Here is a 24,421-nt window from a genome sequence, read left to right as displayed (position 1 = left end):
AGCGGCCGGGACCGGTCGCAGGCGACGCGTCCTACCGATCGGTGGCGACTCGTCTCGCCGCCGTGTCGTCCGTCGTACCGCCTGCCGTGTCGCGTCCGGCGGCGGAGCCCGGCCGTGTCGCGCTCAGGCCGTGTCGCGCTCGGACGGTGTGGTGCTCGGCGGGCGTCGACGCAGTACCCGTCGAGGTGTGTCGAATCGTCCGCCCGACGTCCCGGCAGCCCGCGCCTGACCGGCGCTCACCCGGCCGGGGCGCAGGCCGCGTCCAGCGCCGCCAGGGCCATCGCGGCGAGCAGGGCGCGCATGGTGGGCAGATCGACGCCCGTCGCGCTGTGCGGCGTCGAGTTGAGCAGCCCGAACGTCGCATGAGTGGCTGCCAGCAGCCGGTCCCGCCCCGTCCGTGGCGACAGCCGGGCCAGTACGGTGACCCATTCCTCGACGTAGCGGCGTTGCAGCCTGCGCACCCGCCTGCGTTCGGCCTCCGGGACGTTGTCGAGTTCGCGGTCGTGGACGGTGATCAGCGCGGGCTGGGCGAGGGCGAAGTCGACGTGCCAGGCGATGAGGGCGTCTAGGGCCGCGCGCGGTCCGTCGGCCTGGGCAGCGCGGGCGCCGCCCTCGGTCAGCAGTCGTTCGCTGACCGCCAGCAGCATCTCGCCGAGCACCGCCTCCTTGTTGCGGAAGTGCCGGTAGAGCGCCGGACCGGAGACCCCGACCGCGCGCCCGAGATCCTCGATGGACACGCCGTGGTAGCCGCGAGCGGCGAAAAGCTCGGCTGCGGCGTCGAGAATCTCCTGACGCCGAGCCGAGGTGCGTCGTCGCGTCGCCGGGTGCTCCTCCGCCGGGGTCTGCCGCATCGGGTCAGAGTAGACGGGGGGAGTTAGCGGCCGTTAACATCCGGCGGAGGTTAGTGATGATTAACATCCCGTCGGCGTCTCGGCTCGCTGCGGGCCGATGCGAGGAGGCGAACGAGTGGACGCACCGGTGTTGTCCAGCGCCTGCGATCCGACCGCTGCCGCGTTTCACCGCAACGTCGCAGCGCACACGACGCTGGTCGACGACCTGAGTCGTCGGCTGGCCGCAGCGGCGAAGGGCGGTCCGGAACGCGCGAGGGCCCGGCATCTCGAACGCGGCAAGCTGCTGCCGCGCGAGCGGGTCGACACGCTGCTCGACCCCGGCTCCCGCTTCCTGGAGCTCTCGCCGCTGGCCGCGACGGGCCTGTATCAGGACGACGCCCCCGGCGCCGGCCTCATCGCGGGCGTCGGCCGGATCGAGGGCCGGGAATGCGTGGTGGTCGCCAACGACGCCACGGTCAAGGGCGGCACCTACTACCCGATGACGGTCAAGAAGCACCTGCGCGCGCAGGAGGTGGCGCTGCACAACCGCCTGCCCTGCGTGTATCTGGTCGACTCCGGCGGTGCCTTTCTGCCGAGACAGGACGAGGTCTTCCCGGACCGGGAGCACTTCGGCCGCATCTTCTACAACCAGGCGACGATGTCCGCCCAGGGCATTCCGCAGCTCTCCGCCGTGCTGGGCTCCTGCACGGCGGGCGGCGCCTACGTGCCCGCGATGAGCGATGAGAACGTGATCGTCCGAGGCCAGGGCACCATCTTCCTCGGCGGACCGCCGCTGGTGAAGGCCGCCACCGGCGAGGTGGTCACTTCGGAGGAGCTGGGCGGCGGCGACCTCCACTCTCGGGTCTCCGGGGTCACCGATCACCTCGCCGAGGACGACGCCCACGCGCTGCGCATCCTGCGCTCGATCGTGTCCACCCTCGGGCCGAGGACGCCCCGTCCCTGGGAGACGACGGCCGTCGAGGAGCCTGCCGTCGACCCCGCGGAGCTGTACGGGGCGGTGCCCGTCGACTCGCGGACGCCCTACGACGTCCGCGAGGTGATCGCCAGGATCGTGGACGGCAGCCGGTTCGCCGAGTTCAAGCGCGACTACGGGCCGACGCTGGTGACGGGGTTCGCCCGCATCCACGGCCATCCGGTCGGGGTGGTGGCCAACAACGGCATCCTCTTCGGCGAGTCGGCCTTGAAGGGCGCGCACTTCATCGAGCTGTGCGATCGACGGTCCGTGCCGCTGGTCTTCCTCCAGAACATCAGCGGTTTCATGGTCGGCAGGGAGTACGAGGCGGGCGGCATCGCCAAGCACGGCGCGAAGATGGTCACCGCCGTCGCGTGCGCGCGGGTCCCCAAGTTCACGGTCGTCATCGGCGGCTCGTTCGGCGCGGGCAACTACAGCATGTGCGGTCGAGCCTTCTCGCCCCGATTCCTGTGGATGTGGCCCAACGCCCGGATCTCGGTGATGGGCGGCGAGCAGGCGGCCTCGGTCCTGGCCACCGTCCGCCGAGACCAGCTGGCGGCCCGAGGCGAGGACTGGTCGGCCGAGGACGAGGAGTCCTTCAAGGCTCCGATCCGCTCGCAGTACGAGGAACAGGGCGATCCCTACTACGCGACCGCCCGGTTGTGGGACGACGGCGTGATCGACCCGGCCGACACGCGCACCGTGCTCGGCCTGGCCGTCTCCGCGGCGGCGAATGCCCCGCTGGAGCCGGTGAACTACGGCGTCTTCCGGATGTGACGGAACCGGTGCCTGCGGGCGAGTCTGCCTGCGGGCGGCGACGGTGTGACCGCCGCTGCAGGCGGCGGCCGACCACCATGCAGGCGGCCTCGGCCGTGACCGCCGGGAACCGGCCGCCCAGGACAGGAGGAGACCCACGTGTTCGAGTCCGTGCTGATCGCCAACCGGGGTGAGATCGCCGTGCGGGTGGCCCGCACGCTCACCGAGCTGGGCATCTTCTCTATCGGCGTCTACAGCGATGCCGACGTGCAGGCACGGCACGTCGGCGCGGTGGATCTCGCGCTGCGGCTGGGGCCCGCCTCCGCAGCGGAGAGCTATCTCCACATCGAGGCGGTCGTGGAGGCGGCCGTTCGCGCCGGCGCACAGGCCGTGCATCCCGGTTACGGCTTCCTCGCCGAGAACGCCGACTTCGCGCGGGCCTGCGCTGCGGCGGGTCTGGTCTTCATCGGGCCGTCGCCCGAGGTGATCGAGCTGATGGGCGACAAGATCCGGGCCAAGCAGGCCGTCGCCTCGGCCGGGGTGCCGGTGGTGGCCGGTCGCACCGAGGCGGGCCTGTCCGACGACGACCTGATCGATGCCGTCCACGAGCTGGGCTTTCCTGTCCTGCTCAAGCCGTCGGCGGGCGGCGGCGGCAAGGGGATGCGACTGGTCGTCGCGGCTGCCGGGCTGCGGGAGGCCGTCCGGGGTGCGCGGCGGGAGGCCGCGGCGGCCTTCGGCGACGACACGCTGCTCGTGGAGCGCTATATCGAGCGCCCGAGACACCTCGAGGTTCAGGTGCTCGCCGACCGGCACGGCACCGTGCTGGCGCTGGGCGAGCGGGAGTGCAGCCTCCAGCGCAGGCATCAGAAGATCATCGAGGAGGCGCCGTCGGCGCTGCTCGACGAGGCCGGTCGCCGGGAGTTCCTGGCCGATGCGGTCGCCGTCGCCGAGGCCTGCGACTACGTGGGCACAGGCACGGTGGAGTTCATCACCGACGTCGAGGGGCGCGGTCGCAGCTTCCTGGAGATGAACACCCGGCTTCAGGTGGAGCATCCGGTCACCGAGGCGGTCACCGGCGTGGACCTGGTCGAGTGGCAGCTCAGGGTGGCGGCGGGCGAGCGAATCGATCCCGATCTGGCGACGGGCGGCCCCGGCGGTCACTCGGTGGAGGCCCGGATCTACGCCGAGGACCCGGACCGGGGGTTCCTCCCGACCGGCGGACGGGTGCTCGATCTCGTCGAGCCGAGCGGGGCAGGCGTGCGGGTGGACTCCGGGTTGCGGTCCGGCGTCGAGGTCGGCGGGGACTACGACCCGATGCTCGCGAAGGTGATCGCCTGGGGACCGGACCGTGCCACGGCCCTGCGCAGGCTCGACGGCGCGCTCGGCCGGACCGGCGTCCTCGGGGTCACCACCAACGTGGCCTTCCTGCGGGCTCTGCTGGGCAGGCCCGAGGTGCGGGAGGGCGTGCTGGACACGGGGCTGGTGGAGCGGGTCGCCCCCGAGCTGGTCGAGTGTCGTCCGCCGGACGAGGTGCTGGTGGCGGCCGCGCTGGAACGGCAGCTCGCGGCGGAGCCCGCAGGCGGGATCGTCGATCCCTGGGAGATCCCGGACGGCTGGCGGACCGGGGAGCACGTGGCACGGCGCTGGTGGATCGGTCCGGTCGGCGGCGAGGAGGTCGAGGTGACGGTGCGCGGCCCTGCCGCCGCCGCCCGCGTCCGGGTGGGCTCCGGCGAGGCCGAGGGCTTCGGCGGCTCGAACCGTCGGGACGCCGAGCGCTCGAACGTCCCGGAGCGGCCTGCCGCCGCGCGGCTGGACGGCGAGGAGCTGGTCGTCGAGTACGACGGTCGCATCCTGCGATACCGGCGGGCGCGCAGCGGGCAGACCTGCTGGCTGGGGCGCGACGGCCGGGCCTGGGCGCTGATCGAGCGCACGCCGCTGGCGCTGTCGTCGGCGGGCTCCTCGGCGGCAGGCGATCCGGTCGTGCGCAGCCCCATGCCGGGCACGGTGCTGTCGGTCGCGGTCGCCGAGGGCGAGGAGGTCCGGATCGGTCAGCCGCTGCTGATCGTGGAGGCCATGAAGATGGAGCACACCGTCGTCGCCCCGGTCGAGGGGCGGGTCCACGACCTGCGGGTCCGTCCCGGAGTGCAGGTCGCCGTCGACGAGGCGCTCGCCGTCGTGACCCCGGCCGAGCCCGGCCGGGAATCCGCATGAGAAGGAGTGACCCGATGCTCGATCACCGGCTCGACGAGGAGTACGTGGCACTGCGGTCCACGGTGGCCGAGTTCGCCCGCGCGGAGGTGGCGCCGGTGATCGGCGGCTACTACGAGCGAGAGGAGTTCCCCTACCCGATCGTGGCGGGCATGGCGGACATGGGCCTGTTCGGCCTGCCGTTCCCGGAGGCCTACGGCGGGATGGGCGGTGACTACTTCGCGCTCTGCCTGGCCTTGGAGGAGCTGGCCAGGGTGGACTCCTCGGTGGCGATCACCCTGGAGGCCGGGGTGTCGCTCGGGGCGATGCCGATCTACCGCTTCGGCTCCGAGGAGCAGCGCAGGCGCTGGCTGCCCGAGCTGTGCGCGGGTCGCAGGCTGGCCGCCTTCGGACTCACCGAGGCCGACGGCGGGTCCGATGCGGGGGCGACCAGGACCACCGCCCGGCTCGACGGCGAGGAGTGGGTGATCAACGGGAGCAAGTCCTTCATCACCAACTCCGGCACCGACATCACCTCCCTGGTCACCGTCACCGCGGTCACCGGCAGGCGAGAGGACGGGCGCAAGGAGATCTCCGCGATCGCGGTGCCCTCGGGGACGCCCGGCTTCACGGTCGCTGGCAAGTACTCGAAGGTGGGGTGGAACGCCTCGGACACTCACGAGCTGTCCTTCACCGACGTCCGAGTCCCCGCCGAGAACCTCGTCGGCGAGCGGGGTCGGGGCTATGCGCAGTTCCTGCGCATTCTGGACGAGGGGCGGATCGCCATCGCCGCGCTCGGGGTCGGACTCGCCCAGGGCTGTGTGGACGAGAGCCTGCGGTACGCGGCCGAGCGGGAGGCCTTCGGCAGGACCATCGGCTCCTACCAGGCGATCCAGTTCAAGATCGCCGACATGGAGGTCCGGGCGCACACCGCGCGGCTGGCGTATTACCACGCGGCATCGCGGATGCTGCGTGGCGAGCCGTTCAAGAAGGAGGCGGCCGTCGCGAAGCTGGTCAGCTCCAACGCGGCGATGGACAACGCCAGGGAGGCGACCCAGATCTTCGGGGGGTACGGCTTCATGAACGAGACGCCGGTCGGTCGGTTCTACCGGGACGCGAAGATCCTGGAGATCGGCGAGGGCACCTCCGAGGTGCAGCGGATGCTGATCGCTCGCGAGCTGGGGATGGCGGCCTGATCGGTCGCTGGTCGTCATCGGCACGGGACGCGGGCGCCGGCGCGGGACTCTCGGGGACGCCCGCCCCGACCGCGCGGCGCCGAGCGCGGGACCGGCGCGGCCGGGCCGACCGGGATGGCCGATGTCGGGCGGGGGCCGCCCGCACCGACCTCGCGGTCCGCCCCCCGGCTCAGCCGAACGCCTCGGCGGGCACGGCACGCACCACATGACCCGCCGCCGTCGGCACCAGCTCGCACGCCCGGTCGACGTCGCCGTGCATGACGAGGACGCGAATGCTGGAGTCCTCGGTCACCACGATGTCCATGGCACACATTGACTCCGAGGTACGGGCCAGCCGGGCGGACCTGCCCTCGATCTCGGTGGAGGAGGCCTCGATGAGCCCGTCCAGCGTCCACTCGTCGATGCCGCGATAGGGATCGACGGAGACGGCGATGCCGTTCTCGAAGTCCGAGGCCATGTCGATGAGGATGCAGTCGCCTCGGCCTTCCTTCCCGTCTCGATAGCTCGCCTGCCCGGACATGCCCAGCTCCTGGATGAGCTCGTCGCTGACGAAGTCGCAGCTCGCGGTGCGTTCGAGGTTCGGGTTCGGCTCGAGGTCGGCGGGCGGGTCGGTGGACTCCTCGTCGGCCTCGGCGGAGGGGTCTGCGGAGTCCGTCGAGTCTGCCTGCTCCTCCGAGGGCTCTAGAAGGCTGCCCACCTCGGGCGGCGGCGGCGCCGAGTTCGCGACCGGGCTGGCCTGGCCTGACTCCGCAGTGGTGCAGCCCGCCAGCGCGAGCACGCCGACGACGAGCAGGCCTGCCGCTGCCAGAGGTGTCCTGTTCGTTCTCGTTGACGCTCTCCTGGTGACCACCTCGGCATTGTGCATGACCACCCTGATGAGGGGTCCGTTTTCGTGATGCCCGGTGTTCAGTCGTTGTCGGACGCGGCCTCGGCGGCGGTCTCGGCATCGTGGAGCAGTCGCTCGAAGACGCGCCGCAGGATCTGCGGATCGGGCTCGGGCAGCCCCACCAGGGCGCTCAGGTACAGGCCGTCGCCGACCAGTCGGATCGTCTCGGCGATCACCGGGTCGCCGATCCGCTCGACGAGGAGGTCGGCCCAGTTCCCGAACACCGCGCGGAGGATCTCGGCGGCCTCCCTGCCGATCTCCGAGCTGCGCAGGTTTGCGATCACCGACCAGTAGAGGCTCGCCTCCTGCTGATCGACGGGCACCGAGGTCTCCAGGAAGAAACGGACGGCGTCTAGGCCGTCCATCGCTCTGGCCTGCGTCAACTCCGCCGTTCCCTCGTCGGCGAGCCGGTGGACGAGTCCGGTCAGCAGATCGTTCTTCGAGTGAAAGTGATAGAGCAGCCCGCCCTTGGAGACCTCGGCGGCGGCGGCCACCGCGTCCAGGGTCACCGCGGACAGGCCGTGATTCAGGAGAAGGTCCTGCAACGCGTCGAGTATCCGGTCGCGGGTTCGGCTGCTCACCGGGTGAACTGTAGAGGACGCGGACCTGTGTACCGTCCGGACGGTACAGTTGTCGGCATGAGTAGCTCATCCGCCTCGCCTGCGAGTCCGGCGGGCCTGCCCGGCGGCCGGGCCTGGGCCGCGCTCGCCGTGCTGACCCTCCCGGTCCTGCTGGTCTCGATCGACAACACGGTGCTCGGCTTTGCGGTCCCCACGCTGAGCGAGGACCTGCGTCCCAGCGCATCGCAGCTGCTCTGGATCGTGGACGTCTACTCGTTCGTGCTGGCCGGACTGCTGGTCACGATGGGCGTGCTCGGCGATCGGCTCGGCAGGCGCCGCCTGCTGCTGATCGGCTCGGCCGGGTTCGGCCTCGCCTCACTGGCGGCGGCCTATGCCCAGAGCGCGGAGGTGCTCATCGCCGCACGGGCGGCGATGGGTTTCGCCGGGGCCACCCTCATGCCCGCGACCCTCTCGCTGATCCGCAACATCTTCGTCGACCGGCGGCGGCGCCGGGTCGCCATCGCGGTGTGGTCGGCAGCCTTCTCCGGTGGGGCGGCGCTCGGGCCGATCCTGGGCGGCTGGCTGCTGGAGCACTTCTGGTGGGGTTCGGTGTTCCTGCTGAACCTGCCGACGATGGCCGTGCTGCTCGCGATCGGTCCCTGGCTGATTCCCGAGTCCCGCGACCCCGCACCCGGCCGGTTCGACCCGCTCAGTGCGCTCTACTCCCTGCTCGCGCTGCTGCCCGCCGTCTACGGGCTCAAGAAGTCGGTCGAGTCCGGGATCTCGCCCATCGCCACGTTCGCCTTCGTGCTGGGCATCGGTTTCGCGATCGTCTTCGTGCGCAGGCAGCGACGGCTCGACACGCCGATGCTGGACGTCTCGCTCTTCACCGACCGCACGTTCTCCATCGCCGTGCTGACGAACCTGCTCTCGGTCTTCGTCCTGGTCGGCTGTCTGTTCCTCCTGACGCAGTACCTCCAGCTCGTCCTCGGTCTGCGGCCGATGCACGCGGGCCTGCTGCTCCTGCCCGGCCTCACCGCGGCGGTGGTCGGCTCGCTGCTGGCCACTCGACTGGTGCGGCGCTTCGCGATGGCCTCGCTGCTCGGGGTGGCGCTCGCCGTGTCCGGTCTGGGCACCCTGCTGCTCGCAGGCGTGTCCGTCGACACGGGACTGGTCGTCGCCACGGTCGCCTTCGGTCTGATCGGCCTCGGGGTCGGTGTCGCGGAGCTGCTCACCAACGACGCGATCCTGGCCTCGGTGCCCGCACGGCGGGCAGGCGCGGCCTCGGCGGTCTCGGAGACGGCGTACGAACTGGGCGCGGCGCTGGGCATCGCCGTGCTCGGCAGCGTGCTTGCCGCGGTCTACCGGAACGGACTCACCGAGGTACCCGGCGTCGATGCCGAACAGCTGTCCTCGGCCGCCGAGACCCTGGGCACCGCCATGGGCCTGGCCGCCGAACTCGCCGGGCCCGCAGGCGTCGCGCTGGCCCAGGCGGCGGCCGGGGCCTTCGTGGACGGCATGCGACTCACCAGCGTCATCGGAGCGGTGATCATGGTGACGGCGGCCGTGGTCTCCTGGCGGCTGATCCGCCGCGCAGCCCTGGATTCCGGGCGGCCGGAATCCGGCCCCGGCGAGTCCGGGAGCCGTCTTGACACCAACACCACCCAGTAGCAATGTTGGTTCATATAGTGCGTACTCTCCGCACTATATGAACGGAGGTTCGAGTGGCGCGGGTAGCGGGGTGTCTGGAGAACGAACACGCCTCGGCGATGGTCGACGGCAGGCCCGTCGCCGTCCTTGCGACGACCGACGACACCGGCAGACCACACAGCGCACTGATCTCCTGGTTCGTCCTGCTCGACAGCCACACCCTCGTCGCGGCTCTGGACGACCGCAGCCGACATTGTCGAAATCTGCGGGACGACCCGAGGTTCGCGATGCAGATCCTGGCCGACGACCTGGTCCTCGCGGTGAGCGGCAGAGCCGAGTTCCTCGCCGCCGAGCTGCCCTCCGCGCCGTTTCCCGCCTCCGTCGTCCGCCTGATGCTGGACGCGGTGGTGGACCAGCGGCAGCCGCAGATGCGGTTCCGAGGACCCGGTTACGAGTTCGACGCCGCCAAACGACATCGCGATGGCGTGGAGCGTCAGGTGCTCGCGGAGCTGGCCGCCACCGATTCTCGGCCGCCGTGGCCGATCCGTCGGGACGACTCCGCGTGATCATCGCAGGTTGCCGTCGCGGGCCCGCAGTACGAGCGGTCCGCCCGATCCCGGGAAAGGACTCCCAGCAATGAAGCTGAGCATCTTCTCGGTCACCGACCACTATCCGGCTCGTGACCGCAGCATCGCAGCCTTCTACGACCAGCTCCTGGACGAGATCTCCTACGCCGAGGAGCTCGGCTTCGCCAACTACTTCGTGGCCGAGCATCACTTTCACGAGTACGGCATCGTGCCTGCGCCTGCGGTGCTGCTCGCCGCCGCCGCACGGCAGACCAGCCGCATCGGACTCGGAGTCGCGGTCGCGGTGCTGCCGTTCCACGCGCCGATGGTGCTGGCCGAGGACTACGCGATGCTGGATCAGCTCTCCGGCGGACGGCTCGCCCTCGGTGTCGGCTCCGGCTACCTCCCGCACGAGTACGCGGGCTTCGGCCTTGACCAGGCGGAGAAGCGCACCCGGTTCGACGAGGCGCTGGAGATCCTGACCAGGGCGTGGACCGGTGAGCCGGTGCACTTCGACGGCCGGTACCACCGGCTGTCCGGGGTTCGTGCGGCCGTCACGCCGGTCGCGTCACCGCCGGTGTGGGTGGCGGTGATCCGGCCGGAGGCCGCCTACCACGTCGGCAGGCAGGGCCGGAACATCATGCTGATCCCGTATGCCTCCGCCGAGGACATCGATCACCTCGGCGAGGTCGTCACGGCCTACCGCAAGGGCTTCGCCGAGTCGGGCGCGACGGGGGAGGGCGATGTCGCCGTCGCCCTGCACACCTACGTCGGGGAGCGGACGGACGTCGAGGACGAGGTCGGGCCTGCACTCGCGCAGTACACCGACACTCGCCTCTATCACAAGAGCCACCGCAGCTATGCACAACTCGACGCGGCGCAGCTCGTGCTCTTCGGCGATGCCGAGCGCGTCGCGCATCGCATGGACCGACTGGAGGCGCTGGGCGTCACGCACCTGTTGGCGCTGGCCAACTTCGGTGCGCTGGCTCCGGAACTGGTGACCGCCTCGATGAAGCGCCTGGCCGGGCTCGCCTCGGCGCGGGGCGAGACGAGGTAGTCCCGACGGTCCTCCCATCGTGGACCGGGTGCCGCACGGGCCCGCCACCGACCGGGACGACCGCTGTGCGGCCGGGACCGGCGGCACGCCGCCGTCGGCAAGGAGCCCCGCCCCTCGACGGCGCGTGCAGCGACACGCGCCGCCGACGGGCCGCAGGCCGGAGCGCCCGAACCGGCGGCGGATCGCCGACACCATGGTCGGCGGCGGCCGCTCAGCCCGCGGCCATCGGTCGGTCGGCTTCCTGTCGGGTCAGGAAGGACTCGACGGCCGACACCAGGGCGATGGGGGTCTCGTCGGCGGCGTAGTGCCCCGCGTTGCCGAAGACCTCGACCCGCGCGTGCGGATGCCAGGCCAGCCAGGTCCCCCGGAGCACGTCGGCGCTCAGGGCCGGGTCGTGCTCGCCCGCGATGACCAGGATCGGGGTCGGGTCGCCGAGCACCGTCTCGTGGAAGTCGTGCCGTGCCCAGTCGAGGAGATAGCTCGCGAACGCCGAGACGGACGAGGCGGCCAGCGAATGACGCACCATCGCGTCGAGCCAGACGCCGGTGTGTCGATTGCCGGTGGTCAAGTCGATGATGGCTCGGCGATTGTCCGCGTTCTCGGCGGCGCCGGTGAAGAGCTGCCAGGCCTGATCGTCGAAGGGGACGCCGGAGGCGGGAACGGGGGAGATCCCGACGATGCCGGTCACCCGGCTCGCGTCGGCGGCCAGCACGGCGGCGGCGGCCTTGCCCCCCATCGAGTGTCCTAAGAGGGAGAACTCCGACCAGCCGAGGTGATCCGCCAGCGCGAGGACGTCGGAGGCGATCTCGGCCATCGTGTACTCGCCCGCCAGCTCGCTCGCCTCCCCGTAGCCCCGGACGTCGACGAAGGCGTAGCTGAACCGAGTGGTGTCGAGCAGCGGACGGATCGACCGGAAGGCGGTGCGATCGGAGAACCAGCCGTGCAGCGCGATCACGCGCTGCGGGCCGTCGCCGTGTACGTCATGGGGCAGGATCGTCACATCAGCTCCTCGCACTACGCCGCCATTCCGGCAGTTGATCACCGGTTGCGGACCAGCTTCGGGGTCTGACGGCGACCTGTCAACGGTGCGATCACCGTCGCCGTACCGCCGCAGCCCCCGGATCGGCGGTCCCCCGACAGGGGGTAAATCGGCGGGGTGGCCGGCGGCAGGCCGGTCGTTCGAGGGTTTCCGTGCTGGCGGCAGCCCTTGTCGGTCCGGCGGGCCTGGTCTCTCCTCGACGCTCTGCGGCCTCGATCAAGACACCCGTTCGTCGGTGCGGAATTCATCGCGGAAAACCTGCGGGACGACGGACGGCCCCGAGCTCAGAGCTGTCCGCTGGCGCTCATCGCCTCGGCGGTGCGCAACACCGAGGGTGCGATGACCGCCTCGTCGCCTCTGCCGATCGCGACGACGCCCACGCTGGCCACCGCCGGACCGTGCGGCGGACGAATGGGTGCGGCGATGCCCCAGGCGCCCTCCTGGAGTTCGCCGCTGGTCACCGAGTAGCCCAGCCGCCGTGCCTCGGTGATGGCCTCGCGCTCACCGGGCACCGGCGGTCTGCCCGCCAGGATCGCGATGCCGGAGGCGCCCCGTTCCGCCTCGTGACGTGCGCCGACCCGGTAGGCGACGTGGGTGATCGTCTTGGACGGTTCGGTCACGGCGACGACCACGCAGCTGTTCTGGCCGTCCAGAGCGGTGACGAAGGCCGTGGCCTGCGAGGTCTCGGCCAGCTCCCGCAGTTGGTGGGTGAAGGTCCTCCTGAGCTGTGGCAGCACCGAGGACGCCAGTTCCAGGACGCCGAGGGCGAGCTGGTAGCGCCCTTCGTCGGTCTTGGTCACCAGCCGGTTGGACTGCAGCGTGCCGATGAGCCGGTAGACGGCGGTGCGTTCGATGCCCAGCCGTCGGGACAGCTCGCCGTGCATCAGCCCGTCGGGGTGATCACGCAGTTCCCAGAGAATGCGCAGGCCGCTGTCGAGCGTCTTGGCCCCGCGCGGCGGCGCGGCGGACTCCTCCGATTCGGGTGATCGGGCGGGCTGGGCCGACCTGCGCACCGGTCACGACCTCTCACTGTCGGATGATCTTCGCTGATGAGATCAGGCGCCTCATTGTGCACTATCTACGCATTCGGCGGACCGGTGGCGGGCGGGGCCGCGGTTCGCCCCAGTTCGCGCAAGCCTGCCTGCTTCGTCAATTTTCAACCTATCGCCTTTCTGGCCACGGGCACTATGTGAACAGTTTGAGTAGAGTGTGCACTCTGTGGCATCCTTCTCTCAGGTTCCACCGGGTCCGATCGGGGTCGGGCGCGGCCGGAGTGCCGCATCGCTGGAAGGTGGTGGAGTGGCAGTGTCGATCACCCGAGCTCAGGCGATTCGACGGTATCCCGAGCTGTCGTCGCTGGCGAAGATCAAGGACGCGGGCTGGGACTTCCACGTCCTGGTCGATGACGTGGGCGAGCCGTCCTGTCTGGTCGGCTATCGCAGCAGGCGTCAGTTCATCGATGCGATATACGTGTACGACTCCACCGAGACCACCGCTATCCGCATGGTCGTCGACCGTCCCGGCGCGGCGGGCGGCATCCTCTGGCAGTCCTCCGGCGTTTTGGAGGACACGCTCTCCGAGCTGTTGGCGCTGCCCGCGCCAGGTGACCGGCACGCCCCGGTGCTCACTCGCCGGATGGGAACGCTGCTCGGCTTCGTCTGATCCGTCCGGCTCGTCTCGCTGTGGCGAATCCCGATTGCTCCTCCGCTGACGGGTCAGATCGGCACCGTCAGCCACGTCTTGTGCGGACTACGACGTCGCCGCCGACCACGGCGAAGCGCTCCGCACAACAAGTCCGGTCCGGCGACGATGTGCTGCCCCCACACGTCGCCGGACCGGATGTGATTCCAAGGTCACTTAAGCGGTTCGGTCGGCCTCACGCCGCAGTGCCTCCCCTGCCCCGGAGGTGGCTGCGAATCGCCAGCGGCGCCCCGGCCAGGTCCTCGTCGTTACACAGCAGTTTCACGTCGTAATACGGCGAGCCGTCTCGATCGTCATAATCGAGATGAATCGCGATCACATCCACCGGTTCGCCGAGCCATTCCTGAGCCTGGCGCAACCAGGCCGCTGTTCGCTCCAGGGCGGTGGGCAAGTCGTCGTCCCGGAATTCCACCGGGCGGTAGGGCACTCCTTGAACCTGGTCTCGCTCGTGCTCTGGCCTCGGCAGTGCGATCGCCAGGCCGGACTCGTCGAGTTCGAGGTGGATAGTTTCCTCACTCACTCCTGAAGCCTGTCTTAGTGTGTGCGACCAGGCAACTCCCACGGGTGTGATGACGCGCTCGCTTCGAGCGTCGCCGCAGCTCGACGGGGCTGCCCCGGATGCGATCTCGTCGAGGCGCGAGTATCCAGGGGGCATGCGGTCGATGTGGCGAGGCGCGATCTCCTTCGGGCTGGTCAATGTGGCTGTCCGGCTCTACGCCGCCACGGAGGACCATGATTACCATTTCTTCCAGTTGCACCGGAAAGATCATGGTCGGATTCGCTACAAGCGGGTATGCACCGTCTGTGGCGAGGAGGTCACCTTCGATGAGATCGCCAAAGGCTACGAGATGGACGACGGCAGGCTGGTCGTCCTGGAGCCCGAGGACTTCGCCCGGCTGCCGATCACCACAGAGCGGGCCATCCAGGTGCTGGAGTTCGTCCCGGTGGAGAGCGTGGACCCGATCTACTTCCAGCGCAGCTACCTGCTGGAACCCGAGAATCCCTCGGTGCGGCCCTACGTGCTGCTCCGGGATGCGCTGGAGCGGGTCGGCCGCCTCGCCGTCGTCAAGATCACCCTTCGGCAGCGCGAGACTCTGGCGATGCTGCGGGCCAGGGACGACGTGATCGTCCTGCACACCATGCTCTGGCCGGACGAGATTCGCCCCGCCGAGTTCGAGTTCCTCGGCCAGGAGGTGTCCGTCCGACCGCAGGAACTCGACATGGCCACCTCGCTGATCGAGAACATGACCGGAGAGTTCGATCCGACGGAGTTCTCCGACGACTACCAGCGGCTCCTCGGCGATCTGATCGAGGCCCGCGCGCAGGGTGTCGAGGTCCCGACCGGGCCGCCGGAGGAGCCTGCGGGCGGCGATGTCATCGACCTGATGACCGCGCTGGAGCGCAGCATCGCCCAGACCAAGACCGGGGACGAGCCTGCGGCGGAGAAGAAGCCCGCCCGCCGCCGCACGACCGCGCCGAAGCAGCCCGCAGGCGGTGGGAGGACGACGGCGAAGGCCGAGTCGGGCGGCCGGTCCAAGACGGGTTCGGCGAAGTCGAAGAGCGCGAGCGGCGCTAGGGCCGATTCGGCCGACACCGAGTCCAAGACCGCGCAGGGCGACAAGGCACGGTCCCCCCGGCGCAAGACCACCGGGCGCAAGCGCACCGCCTGACCCGGGGGCGGTCGGCGGCGTGCTGCGGTTCGGCTTCGCCTCGACGGGGCTCGGCTCGACGGGGGTCGGCCCGAATCCGTCCGATGCGGGCAGCCGGTGAAGGCCGTTCGCCGAGAGGCCGGGCGCGGGCTGTCGGCTCGGCAGGCAGCACGGGCCGGGCAGTACCGGCCGGGCAGCTCGGGCTCAGGCAGGCGACCAGTCGGTGTTCGCGCCGCAGAGCACCACGGCCGGGTGCTCACCGGGCACCAGCCCCGCCTGCCAGGCGGCGAAGGGCGCGGCGGCGGCAGGCTCCACGGCGATGCGGAACTCCTCCCAGAGCCGGTCCCGCGCGGCGAGGATCTGTTCGTCCGTGACCAGCTCGCAGCGCAGTGCCCCGGCTCGGCCCAATTCGCTGAGCACCGCGAAGGGCACCGCGCCGATCCGAGAGGCGCCGAGGCCGGAGGCGGCCACCGAGTCCACCTCGGCGTCCACCGGCCTGCCCTCCTCGATCGCGCGATGCACGGAACAGCAGCCGTCCGGTTCCACCGCCACTGTGCGGCGGTCGGGCGCCACCGCCGACACCGTCCCCGCCGCGAGTCCGCCGCCGCCCGCCGCGACGGCGATGACGTCCACCTCCGGCGCGTCCTCGACGATCTCCAGCGCGACGGTGCCCTGCCCCGCGACCACGGCCGGGTCGTCGAAGGCGGGCACGTACCGCGCGCCGGACTCGGCAGCGGCCTGCTGGGCGGCGCGGGCGGCATCGGCATAGGACGGGCCGAGCCGGACGAGTCGGGCGCCCAGCGCCTCGATGCGGCGGGCCTTGCCTGCGGGCACCGTCTCCGGCACGTAGACGTCGGCGGGCAGCTCTGCCAGCCGCGCGGCCATGGCGACGCCGAGGCCGTGATTGCCGCCCGACGCGGTGACGACCCTGGCGGGGCGCTCGCCGCTGAGCATGGCGTTCAACGCGCCGCGCAGCTTGAACGACCCGGTCTTCTGCAGGTGTTCCAGCTTCAGCACCAGCGGCCTGCCGTCGAGTTCGACCCGCATGATCGGAGTGCGGCGCGCGTGTGGCCGGATTCGGTCCGAGGCTTCTCGGACGGCCTCGCGAGCGAGTTCGGCTGTCTGGGTCGTGGGCGAGACGCTGAGAGTCACCCGTACCACTGTGCCATCCCGGTCCGGCCGGCCCACGCGGCCGGCGCCCTCGCGTCGGCGGTTCGGCCTGCTCCCCGTCGGCCGTCGCTCACCCCCGTGAGTGAGTCGGCCTGCGGCGGTGGCCACCGGCAGCGACGGCGACTCAGGCGAACCGGAAGAACACTCGGAAATCGAGTGATGCTCAATCGAGAGGGTGAACGAGAGTGACCGTCGGGCCGGTCGCCCGCTCGGGATCTCCCACGCCGGACGTCGGTGTCGGCGTCGGACTGTGTCGCCTCGCGGCCTGTCCGGTGGGGCTGCCCGCCGGGGGTCTGTTCGGCGGTCGAGACATCCGCGTCGTTGGGCCGCTCCGGTGCCCGAGCCACCCCCGGGATGCGAACGCTGCTCCGTTTCGCGCCAGGACTGCCGGAGGCGGACGCGGGACGACGCGGCGCGGCGCCGCCCCGCGTCCGCTCGTCGTCCCGCAACGGGGACGTCGGCGGGCGGGCCGTCGGCGATCCGTTCGGCGGTTCGCGGACGCCCGGGTGCGAGAACGCTAGGCCGCCTGGTGATCTTCGTCAATGGGTCTAGACCACCTGGCGGAGTCGGCTGAACGGACCGGCCCAGTCGGGTTGCCTCCCCGGCTGGGTGCCGGCCCGCGAAGGGCGACATCGGCCGAGGTGGTAGGCAGTGATCGTGACCAAGACACCGTGGCCCGCAGGCACCGCCACCGCGATCGGCTCGATGCCGGGGACGAACGCCGTGGAGGCCGCCCGGATCGTGCTCGGCGAGCTTCCGGACCTGCCGTACCTTCCGGAGCTCCCTGCCCGTGGCGTCGGCGCCGACCTGCTGGGCCGGACGGCGGCGCTGCTGGTCGCCATGCCGGTCGAGGTGGTCCCCTCCGGTTATCGGCTCGCCGCCCGCCCCGGCCTCGACCAGCGTCGGGCACACGACCTGATGCGCATGGACCTCGACGCGCTCGACGCCGTGCTTCAGGAGACGGGTGTCCGGCCTGCCCGCCTCAAGGTGCAGCTCGCCGGGCCGTGGACCTTCGGCGCGAGCGTGGAGCTGCCGCGAGGTCATCGCCTTCTCACCGACGCAGGCGCGCTGCGTGACCTGGTCGAGTCGCAGGTGGAGGGCCTCGCCGCGCACGTCCGTGAGCTGGCCGACCGCACCGGGGCGCAGATCGTCGTCCAGATCGACGAGCCCAGCCTGCCTGCGGTGATCGCCGGGCTGCTGCCGACACCGTCGGGCCTGAGCATGGTGCCCGCCGTCGCAGCGCCCGAGGCGCAGAACGTGCTCGCCGGGGTGGTCGAGGCCGCGCGGAAGGCCACCGGATCTCCCGTCCTGCTGCACTGCTGCGCGCCGGACGCACCGCTGGCCGTGTTGCGGGGCGCGGGCGCCGACGCCCTCGGAATCGACCTCACGCTGCCTGCGACGGAGTCGACCACGGCCCTGGACACGATCGGCGAGCTGTGGGACTCCGGTGCGACGCTGCTCCTGGGACTCGTGCCGGGGACCGAGCCGACTCGCCCCCCGACCCTGCGCGAGGCGGCCAGGCCTGCCCTGGAGCTGGTGGATCGGCTTGGCTTCCCCCGGTCGCTGCTGGCCACACAGGCGGTGCCGACACCGTCGTGCGGGTTCGCCGGGGCGACCCCGGAATGGACCCGGAAGGCGATGAACACCCTGGTGGATTTGGGTCGAGTGTTCGTCGAGCCGCCGGAGGACTGGTGATCGCGCGAGCGATCGGGAACGGACAGCACAATGGGCACTGTGAAGAGATTCCTTCGTCGGCTCTGGCCGGCGCGAACCGAGTCGGAGGCCCCCCTCGCCCAGGAGCCGCCCGCCGAGGGCGACGCCGGACGCGCGGCGGCGGAGTTCTGGGCCCGCTGGGAGCTGCTGCTCCCTGAGGTCAGTGCCGCTCTCGGCGACGGAGAGCCGGATCGCATCGAGAACCAGCTCTGCGCGTCGGTCGTCGCGCTGCACCCCGATCTGCACTTCTCCCTCGAACGCGGACACCGTGCCGTCTACGCGCTGGTGATCAGCGCCCAGGGCGACACGGCGCTGCGGCCGTACACCGACGCGTGGAAGGCCGCCGCGCCCTCGGACGACACCATCTGGGAGTACCACGACTCGGTGCCGCCGGTTCCCGACCCCAACGGCGTCACGGTCAACCTCGGCGAGCATCGACTGCCGCTGGCCCAGGTCCGGGTGGCCGCACTCGTGGACGAGGAGGCGGGCCTGGTGGACGTCGCCGTCTTCCATCCGCTGATGTCGGAGCTCGCGGACGCGGCGAAGGCGGCGATGACGTTTTTGCCGCTGGATGCCACCCTCGGCGAACGGCTGGCGGGCGATCGACTCGGCCGGGTGGAGACCGCCGAGCAGGAGCCCAGCGGGGCGATCGGCCTGCTGGAGCTGCGGACCCTGGTCGAGGAGCTGGACGAGGCCCTGCGACCTCAGGCGGAGGCGTCCGCCGAGGCGGCGGGGCCTGCGGCAGGCGAGGGCCAGGCAGACTCGCCCGAGTCGCAGCCTGCGCCGGACGCGGCGGACGCCACGACGGGGGAGCGGACCGGCGACGTCGGCGCTGCCGCGCAGGCGACCGAGGGCGCCGACGGCTCGTCGACGGCCGGCCCGGTCCTGGACGGCCTGGCGCCGGGTGACCCGGTGTCGGGCGGTGCGGACTCGGCCGAGCGGACGGGCGGCGGGACCGGCATCGACGATGCTGGTCCGGCGGATCTCGCAGGCGGCTCGGCGACGAGCGAGAAGGACGACCCCAGGAGCTGAACCGCCCCGGTCCGTCCGCCTGCCCGGCGAATCTCCGTTCCCGAGTGCGGTGTCGTTCGCCTGCCGGCCGCCCGTGAGTCGGGTGTCGTCCTGGACCGAGCACGGGCGGGCCGCCCGGAGACGGATCGCGTGACTCGCCCTGATTCGTTCGTCGTGCAGGCGGGCTCGCGCCAGGGACGGACGCCCCGGGGCGGGCCGCCTGCTCGTCGCGACAGCGGCCCGCGCAGCGCGGTCAGGCGGTGACGCGGTCGGGGGTGGGTCAGTCGTCGGCGGGACGGCGGTTGCGCGCGGTGCCCGTGGGGTCCGCCCCGCCCGAGGTGCCGTCGGCCGCAGGCCCGCCGGTGCGGCCGGGAATCGGCTCGATCCGGATTCTGGTGATCCGCCTGCCGTCCATCTCGGTGACGACGAAACGCCGTTCCAGCGCCTCCATCGAATCGCCCGGCGCGGGAATCCGACCGAGTCGGAACAGCAGGAAGCCCGCGAGGGTGGAGTAGGGCCCCTCCGGCAGCGTGAGGCCCGCACTCTCCAGCACCTCGTCGTGACGCAGCATTCCGTCGACCTCGATCACCCCGGCCCTGGCCTGCGCTCCTGGCCGCAGCTCGGGGTCGTACTCGTCCTGGATCTCGCCCACCAGCTCCTCGACCAGGTCCTCCAGGGTGACGATGCCGTCGGTGCCGCCGTACTCGTCGACGACCACGGCCAGATGCGATCCGGAACGCCGCAGCTGAGACAGGGCGGGCAGCAGTTCCTTGCTGCCGGGCAGCAGCGCGATCTCCCGGACGACGTCCCCGACCCGCAGCCCGTCGGCGCCCCGCTGGACGGCGGTGAGGACGTCGCGGACATGGACGAAGCCCAGGACGTCGTCGGCGGACTCGCCGATCACGGGATACCGGGAATGCGGCTGGTCGATGATCTCCCCGGCCGCCTCGATCAGCGGCACGGTGGCTTCGAGGAAGGTGACCTCGGTCCTGGGCACCATGACCTGGTTGACGGTGCGGTCGGTCGCTTCGAACACGTCCACCAGCACGCGCCGCTCCTCGGCGCTGAGCTGCCGGTGCGTGCTCACCATCTCGCGAAGCTCCTCCTCGGTGACCTCCTCGTTCTGCTGACGAGGGTCCAGGCCGAACAGCCGGACGACGAGGTTCGTCGAGTGGGACAGCAGCCAGATCACCGGTCGGGTGATTCCGGCGATGCGGTCCAGCACCGGCGCCACGAACAGCGACACGCCCTCGGACTTCTGCAGGGCCAGGCGTTTAGGCACGAGCTCGCCGAGGACCAGGGAGAAGTACGAGATGACGATGGTGATCAACACCAGCGACAACGTGCTGGACAGCCCCTCCGGCACGCCCCAGCCCACCAGGACGGGCTGGAGCTCGACGGCCAGCGTCGCGCCGCCGAACGCGGAGGCGAAGAAGCCCGCGATCGTGACGCCGATCTGCACCGAGGACAGGAAGCGGTTTGAGTCGCCGTGCAGCTTGGCGACCTTCTCGCCTCTCCGACCCTTGCCCGCCATCGCTCGGACCTGGCTGCCCCGCAGCGAGACGAGTGCGATCTCCGATGCCGCGAAGAAGCCGCCGATGAGGATGAACACCAGGATGAGGAGGATGTTGAGTAATGTGCCGTCCATTCGATCAGAATGCCGGGTCGAGCTCCACCTCGCCTCTTTCATTCTGTTTCGTCCGGGTCGACTCGTCAGCCTTCTCGGCGCCTTCGGTGCCTTCACCGAGCCCTTTCCCCGGCTCGCACGAAAGCCTTCGCCGGATGGACGGGGACGCGCCTGCACACTTCCGGGTGTGAGCTCGGCGGGCTGCGGCCTCGCGCGTCGGTGGTCGCGACTAGCCTGCCCCCGTGACCAGCGAATCAGCCGAGGAGACGGCCGCCTCGACCCAGGCTCAGAGCGTCGAGGACGTGCCCGCGCAGGCGAGGGAGAGACACGACCGACTCGCCGAGGAGGTCACGGGACATCAGTTCCGCTACTACGTGCGGGACGCGCCCACGATCTCCGACGGCGAGTTCGACCGCCTCCTCGGCGAGCTTGCCGAGCTGGAACGGCAGTACCCCGGTCTCGCGACCCCGGACTCCCCGACGCAGCGGGTGGGCGGCACCTTCTCCACCGAGTTCAACGCCGTCGACCACCTGGAGCGGATGCTCAGCCTCGACAACGCCTTCGAGGACGAGGAGCTGGCCTCCTGGGTCGACCGGGTGGAACGCGAGGTCGGCACCGAGGCCCACTACCTCAGCGAACTCAAGATCGATGGGCTGGCCATCAACCTGCTGTACGAGAACGGCCGACTGACCAGGGCGCTGACCAGGGGAGACGGTCGGACCGGTGAAGACGTCACGCTGAACATCCGCACCATGGACGATGTGCCGGAGCGGCTGCACGGCACCGAGGAGTTCCCGATTCCCGAACTCGTCGAGGTGCGCGGCGAGGTGTTCTTCGTGCTGGAGGAGTTCACCGAGCTGAACGCGGGCCTGGTCGCCGCCGGCCGGGCTCCCTTCGCCAACCCGCGCAATGCGGCGGCGGGCTCGCTGCGACAGAAGGACCCTCGGGTGACGGCCACCCGTCCGCTGCGGCTCATCTGCCACGGGCTGGGCAGGCGGACCGGCTTCCAGGCGGCGCGTCAGTCGGAGGCCTACGCCGCGTTGCGCGCGTGGGGGCTGCCCGTCTCCGGCCACACCAAGGTCCTCGGCTCGCTGACGGAGCTTCGAGAGCACATCGCCTACTGGGGCGAACATCGGCACGACGCCGAGCACGAGATCGACGGCGTGGTGTTCAAGGTCGACGAGGTGCCGCTGCAACGCAGGCTGGGCACCACCTCGCGGGCGCCGCGCTGGGCGATCGCCTACAAGTACCCGCCGGAGGAGGCCACCACCGAGCTGCGGGACATCCAGGTCAACGTGGGTCGCACCGGGCGGGTAACGCCGTTCGCGGTGATGGAGCCGGTGAAGGTGGCGGGTTCCACCGTGGCGATGGCCACCCTGCACAACGGCGACGAGGTCCGGCGCAAGGGAGTGCTCATCGGCGACCGCGTGGTGATCCGCAAGGCAGGCGACGTCATCCCCGAGGTGCTCGGACCGGTGGTGGACGCCAGGGACGGCTCCGAACGGGAGTTCGTGATGCCGACGCACTGCCCGGAGTGCGGCACCGAGCTGCGGCGGGAGAAGGAGGGCGACGTCGACATCCGCTGTCCGAACGCGCGGTCCTGCCCCGCGCAGCTCAGGGAGCGGTTGTTCCACCTGGCCGGCCGGGGCGCCTTCGACATCGAGGTCCTCGGCTACGAGGCGGCCTCGGCCCTGCTGACCTCGCGGGTGATCACCGACGAGGGTGACGTCTTCGAACTGACCGAGGACACCCTGCACCAGGCGGAGCTGTTCCGCACCAAGGCGGGCGAGCTGTCGGCCAACGGTCGGAAGCTGATCCGCAATCTGGCCGCCGCGAAGGAGCAGCCGCTGTGGCGGGTGCTGGTGGGACTGTCGATCCGCCACGTCGGACCGACGGCGGCCCGCGCCCTGGCCAGGGAGTTCGGCTCGCTGGAGCGGATCGACGACGCCGACGAGGCCGAGCTGGCGGCGGCCGACGGCGTCGGCCCCACCATCGCGACCGCCGTGCGCGAGTGGTTCGCCGTCGACTGGCACCGCGAGGTGGTCGACAAATGGCGTCGGGCGGGCGTGCGCATGGTGGACGAGCAGTACGACTCGGTCCCCCGCACGCTGGAGGGCCTGTCCATCGTGGTCACCGGCTCGTTGGAGGGCTTTTCTCGTGACGAGGCGAAGGAGGCCGTGATGGTGCGCGGCGGCAGGCCCGCCAGCGCGGTCTCCAAGAAGACCGCCTTCGTGGTCGTCGGCGAGGCCCCCGGCTCGAAGTACGACAAGGCGATGCAGCTCGGCGTCCCGGTGCTGGACGAGGCGGGCTTCCGCGTGCTGTTGACGGACGGGCCTGCGGCGGCCGGTCCGCTGGCCGAACGGCCTGCGCAGGAGGAGTCCGAGGCGGATGCGGCGGCCGAGGCGGCAGGCGGCGAGTCGTCGGGCCCGGCGAAGAAGCGGGCAGGCGCGAAACGTGCGGGCAAGGGTGCGAAGATCGCCGCGACAGTAGAGTCGGCCGATACTCAGGCCGGTGGGCAGCCCTCCGGTGCGGCCGAGGATGCCTCGCCTGCGGCCACGACCGAAGACGGAGGCGCGGAATGATGCTCAGGACAGGCCTGGATCTCGTCTTACGCCGGGCCGTCGCCGATGAGTACGCCGCGATCGGCGAGTTGACCGTCGCCGCCTACCGCGCGGACGGCTTCCTCGTGGGTGACGAGGACTACGCGGCCACCCTGCTCGACGTGGCCACCCGAGACCGCGAGGCGGAGGTCTTCGTGGCCGTCGACGACCTGGGCACGGTGCTCGGCGCCGTCACGGTCTGCCCGGCGGGCAGCACCTATGCCGAACTTGCCCGCGACGGTGAACTCGAGGTACGGATGCTCGCGGTGGCGCCTGCGGCCCGAGGCAGGGGAGTGGGTCATCGCCTGATGGCCGAGGTCCGTTCGCTCGCCCGGCAGCGGGGCATGACGCGCGTCGTGCTGTGCAGCCAGGAGCGGATGCAGGCTGCCCATCGCCTCTACCAACGATCCGGTTTCACCCGGCTGCCCGCCAGGGACTTCAGCGAGGCGGGGATCAGCCTGCTGTCCTTCTCGCTGGAGCTGGCGTCGGGGGAGTGACCGATTGATCGCTTCGGTCTGGTCTGAAACGTCCCAGCGGTGCAGTGTCGGCGTATGAGCCGCACCTACCTCGATCTTGACGACGAACCGGTTGCCGAGGCGATGAGACGGCACAACGTCGCCACGAAACGCGAAGCAGTGGATCTGGCGCTGCGGCGACTGGTCGAGCCGAGGATCGCCACCGAGGAACTGCTCGCCCTACGGGGTGTCGGATGGGACGGCGATCTCGACGAGATGCGTGCCGAGGCGCCCGAACACTGATAACGCCTGTCTGATCGACAGCTCAGTGTGGATCGATGTCCTGACCGACCGCCCCGGCGTCGCGCACGAGCGGTTCACCGAACCGGCGGCGGAGCCGGCCCAGATCGCCACGACTGATCCTGTGCTGATGGAACGGCGGGCCGGGGCGAACGGCCTGCGGCGGCTTGCGCATCGCATCAGTGCTCAATCGGCTGCGGCTGCTCGGCGTCGATCCGGCGATCGACTTTCACTATGCGGCTGATCTGTATCGGAACGTTCGGAGGTTCGGGCATACGATCCGATCGATGGTCGACTGCCTGATCGCGTCGGTCGCTATTCGGACCGAGGCGATCCTGGTGCACAAGGACCGTGACGTCGATCGGATCGCGGCGGTGGCCCCTGATCTGAGGACCGAGTCGCTGCTCGACTGAGCCGACGGTGGGCACCACCGGTTCAGCAGGTTCCGCGAGTGACGCGGAAGCCTCTGTCGTGATGCCGTTCACAGTGTTCGGT

21 protein-coding genes and 1 pseudogene are annotated in these 24,421 nt (G+C 70.8%); 14 read left to right on the top strand and 8 right to left on the bottom strand.

Features of this window, described 5'->3' with window-relative positions:
• Nucleotides 1–236: 236 nt before the first annotated feature.
• Nucleotides 237–851 carry an SACE_7040 family transcriptional regulator gene (locus UA74_RS26375; RefSeq protein ID WP_075742630.1) on the bottom strand — a complete coding sequence of 205 codons (615 nt, stop codon included), beginning with the start codon at nt 849–851 and terminating at the stop codon, nt 237–239.
• Nucleotides 852–966: 115 nt separating this feature from the next.
• Between UA74_RS26375 and UA74_RS26370 the strand changes: the two genes are divergently transcribed.
• The 3 genes from UA74_RS26370 (at nt 967) to UA74_RS26360 (ending at nt 5,942) form a co-directional block, all read left to right on the top strand.
• The gene (locus UA74_RS26370) at nt 967–2,580 is read left to right on the top strand and encodes a carboxyl transferase domain-containing protein (protein WP_075742629.1); all 1,614 of its coding nucleotides are present in this window, start codon (nt 967–969) and stop codon (nt 2,578–2,580) included.
• 138 nt (nt 2,581–2,718) lie between these two features.
• Nucleotides 2,719–4,770 carry an ATP-binding protein gene (locus UA74_RS26365; RefSeq protein ID WP_075765665.1) on the top strand — a complete coding sequence of 684 codons (2,052 nt, stop codon included), beginning with the start codon at nt 2,719–2,721 and terminating at the stop codon, nt 4,768–4,770.
• Nucleotides 4,771–4,784: 14 nt separating this feature from the next.
• Entirely contained in the window at nt 4,785–5,942 is a 1,158-nt protein-coding gene (locus tag UA74_RS26360; protein WP_075742627.1) for an acyl-CoA dehydrogenase family protein, read from the top strand.
• A 169-nt stretch (nt 5,943–6,111) separates the two neighbouring features.
• Here UA74_RS26360 and UA74_RS26355 read toward each other — a convergent pair whose 3' ends face one another.
• Nucleotides 6,112–6,792: a DUF3558 domain-containing protein gene (locus tag UA74_RS26355; RefSeq protein WP_198042860.1), complete on the bottom strand. Its 681-nt coding sequence runs from the start codon at nt 6,790–6,792 to the stop codon at nt 6,112–6,114.
• Between the two features lie 56 nt (nt 6,793–6,848).
• Complete coding sequence (locus UA74_RS26350; RefSeq protein WP_075742625.1) at nt 6,849–7,409, bottom strand: TetR/AcrR family transcriptional regulator; 561 nt, start codon at nt 7,407–7,409, stop codon at nt 6,849–6,851.
• Between the two features lie 57 nt (nt 7,410–7,466).
• Between UA74_RS26350 and UA74_RS26345 the strand changes: the two genes are divergently transcribed.
• The 3 genes from UA74_RS26345 (at nt 7,467) to UA74_RS26335 (ending at nt 10,661) form a co-directional block, all read left to right on the top strand.
• Nucleotides 7,467–9,059, top strand: a complete 1,593-nt coding sequence (locus UA74_RS26345) for an MFS transporter (protein WP_075765661.1) — start codon at nt 7,467–7,469, stop codon at nt 9,057–9,059.
• A gap of 53 nt (nt 9,060–9,112) precedes the next feature.
• Nucleotides 9,113–9,604: a pyridoxamine 5'-phosphate oxidase family protein gene (locus tag UA74_RS26340; protein WP_157434459.1), complete on the top strand. Its 492-nt coding sequence runs from the start codon at nt 9,113–9,115 to the stop codon at nt 9,602–9,604.
• 70 nt (nt 9,605–9,674) lie between these two features.
• Entirely contained in the window at nt 9,675–10,661 is a 987-nt protein-coding gene (locus UA74_RS26335) for an LLM class flavin-dependent oxidoreductase (protein ID WP_075742622.1), read from the top strand.
• 211 nt (nt 10,662–10,872) lie between these two features.
• On the opposite strand, the gene UA74_RS26330 is transcribed toward UA74_RS26335, so the two are convergent.
• Nucleotides 10,873–11,661 carry an alpha/beta fold hydrolase gene (locus tag UA74_RS26330; RefSeq protein WP_083683660.1) on the bottom strand — a complete coding sequence of 263 codons (789 nt, stop codon included), beginning with the start codon at nt 11,659–11,661 and terminating at the stop codon, nt 10,873–10,875.
• Nucleotides 11,662–11,984: 323 nt separating this feature from the next.
• Entirely contained in the window at nt 11,985–12,713 is a 729-nt protein-coding gene (locus UA74_RS26325) for an IclR family transcriptional regulator (RefSeq protein WP_083683659.1), read from the bottom strand.
• Between the two features lie 286 nt (nt 12,714–12,999).
• Between UA74_RS26325 and UA74_RS26320 the strand changes: the two genes are divergently transcribed.
• A complete protein-coding gene (locus UA74_RS26320) occupies nt 13,000–13,362 on the top strand; it encodes a hypothetical protein (protein WP_157434458.1) in 363 nt (120 codons plus the stop codon).
• 214 nt (nt 13,363–13,576) lie between these two features.
• Here the strand turns inward: UA74_RS26320 and UA74_RS26315 are convergent, their stop codons facing one another.
• Nucleotides 13,577–13,921 (bottom strand): hypothetical protein, encoded by a 345-nt coding sequence (locus UA74_RS26315; RefSeq protein ID WP_075742621.1) that lies wholly within the window; start codon nt 13,919–13,921, stop codon nt 13,577–13,579.
• 133 nt (nt 13,922–14,054) lie between these two features.
• Between UA74_RS26315 and ku the strand changes: the two genes are divergently transcribed.
• The gene (gene ku, locus UA74_RS26310) at nt 14,055–15,071 is read left to right on the top strand and encodes a non-homologous end joining protein Ku (protein WP_075742620.1); all 1,017 of its coding nucleotides are present in this window, start codon (nt 14,055–14,057) and stop codon (nt 15,069–15,071) included.
• Between the two features lie 183 nt (nt 15,072–15,254).
• On the opposite strand, the gene UA74_RS33840 is transcribed toward ku, so the two are convergent.
• Complete coding sequence (locus tag UA74_RS33840) at nt 15,255–16,202, bottom strand: serine/threonine dehydratase (protein ID WP_075744256.1); 948 nt, start codon at nt 16,200–16,202, stop codon at nt 15,255–15,257.
• A 675-nt stretch (nt 16,203–16,877) separates the two neighbouring features.
• Between UA74_RS33840 and UA74_RS26300 the strand changes: the two genes are divergently transcribed.
• Together UA74_RS26300 and UA74_RS26295 are read left to right on the top strand one after the other, a co-directional pair.
• On the top strand, nt 16,878–17,915 hold the full coding sequence (locus UA74_RS26300) for a methionine synthase (RefSeq protein ID WP_075744255.1): 1,038 nt from the start codon (nt 16,878–16,880) through the stop codon (nt 17,913–17,915).
• A 30-nt stretch (nt 17,916–17,945) separates the two neighbouring features.
• A pseudogene (locus UA74_RS26295) lies at nt 17,946–18,626 on the top strand (hypothetical protein); the annotation flags it as partial.
• Between the two features lie 598 nt (nt 18,627–19,224).
• Here UA74_RS26295 and UA74_RS26290 read toward each other — a convergent pair.
• The gene (locus tag UA74_RS26290) at nt 19,225–20,592 is read right to left on the bottom strand and encodes a hemolysin family protein (protein WP_075742619.1); all 1,368 of its coding nucleotides are present in this window, start codon (nt 20,590–20,592) and stop codon (nt 19,225–19,227) included.
• Between the two features lie 221 nt (nt 20,593–20,813).
• Between UA74_RS26290 and ligA the strand changes: the two genes are divergently transcribed.
• From ligA to UA74_RS34340, 4 genes are all read left to right on the top strand, one after another.
• A complete protein-coding gene (ligA, locus tag UA74_RS26285) occupies nt 20,814–23,153 on the top strand; it encodes an NAD-dependent DNA ligase LigA (RefSeq protein ID WP_083683654.1) in 2,340 nt (779 codons plus the stop codon).
• A complete protein-coding gene (locus UA74_RS26280; RefSeq protein ID WP_232237467.1) occupies nt 23,150–23,668 on the top strand; it encodes a GNAT family N-acetyltransferase in 519 nt (172 codons plus the stop codon). Before ligA ends, UA74_RS26280 begins: the two co-directional genes overlap by 4 nt.
• Nucleotides 23,669–23,722: 54 nt before the next feature.
• Nucleotides 23,723–23,929, top strand: coding sequence for a type II toxin-antitoxin system VapB family antitoxin (locus UA74_RS26275; protein ID WP_075742618.1), 207 nt, complete (start codon nt 23,723–23,725; stop codon nt 23,927–23,929).
• 179 nt (nt 23,930–24,108) lie between these two features.
• Nucleotides 24,109–24,339 carry a PIN domain-containing protein gene (locus UA74_RS34340; RefSeq protein ID WP_083683653.1) on the top strand — a complete coding sequence of 77 codons (231 nt, stop codon included), beginning with the start codon at nt 24,109–24,111 and terminating at the stop codon, nt 24,337–24,339.
• The last annotated feature ends 82 nt before the right edge of the window (nt 24,340–24,421 follow it).

The sequence above is a fragment of the Actinoalloteichus fjordicus genome, from assembly GCF_001941625.1.
Taxonomy (GTDB): domain Bacteria; phylum Actinomycetota; class Actinomycetes; order Mycobacteriales; family Pseudonocardiaceae; genus Actinoalloteichus_A; species Actinoalloteichus_A fjordicus.
Note: the sequence above shows the minus strand (reverse complement) of the source record. Positions and strands in the feature narration are given on the sequence as shown.

Coding starts and splice junctions, on each gene's coding strand:
- UA74_RS26375 (WP_075742630.1), bottom strand. CDS start 851: ATGCGGCAGACCCCGGCGGAGGAGCACCCGGCGACGCGACGACGCACC.
- UA74_RS26360 (WP_075742627.1), top strand. CDS start 4,785: ATGCTCGATCACCGGCTCGACGAGGAGTACGTGGCACTGCGGTCCACG.
- UA74_RS26345 (WP_075765661.1), top strand. CDS start 7,467: ATGAGTAGCTCATCCGCCTCGCCTGCGAGTCCGGCGGGCCTGCCCGGC.
- UA74_RS26335 (WP_075742622.1), top strand. CDS start 9,675: ATGAAGCTGAGCATCTTCTCGGTCACCGACCACTATCCGGCTCGTGAC.
- ku (WP_075742620.1), top strand. CDS start 14,055: ATGCGGTCGATGTGGCGAGGCGCGATCTCCTTCGGGCTGGTCAATGTG.
- UA74_RS26290 (WP_075742619.1), bottom strand. CDS start 20,592: ATGGACGGCACATTACTCAACATCCTCCTCATCCTGGTGTTCATCCTC.
- UA74_RS26280 (WP_232237467.1), top strand. CDS start 23,150: ATGATGCTCAGGACAGGCCTGGATCTCGTCTTACGCCGGGCCGTCGCC.
- UA74_RS26275 (WP_075742618.1), top strand. CDS start 23,723: ATGAGCCGCACCTACCTCGATCTTGACGACGAACCGGTTGCCGAGGCG.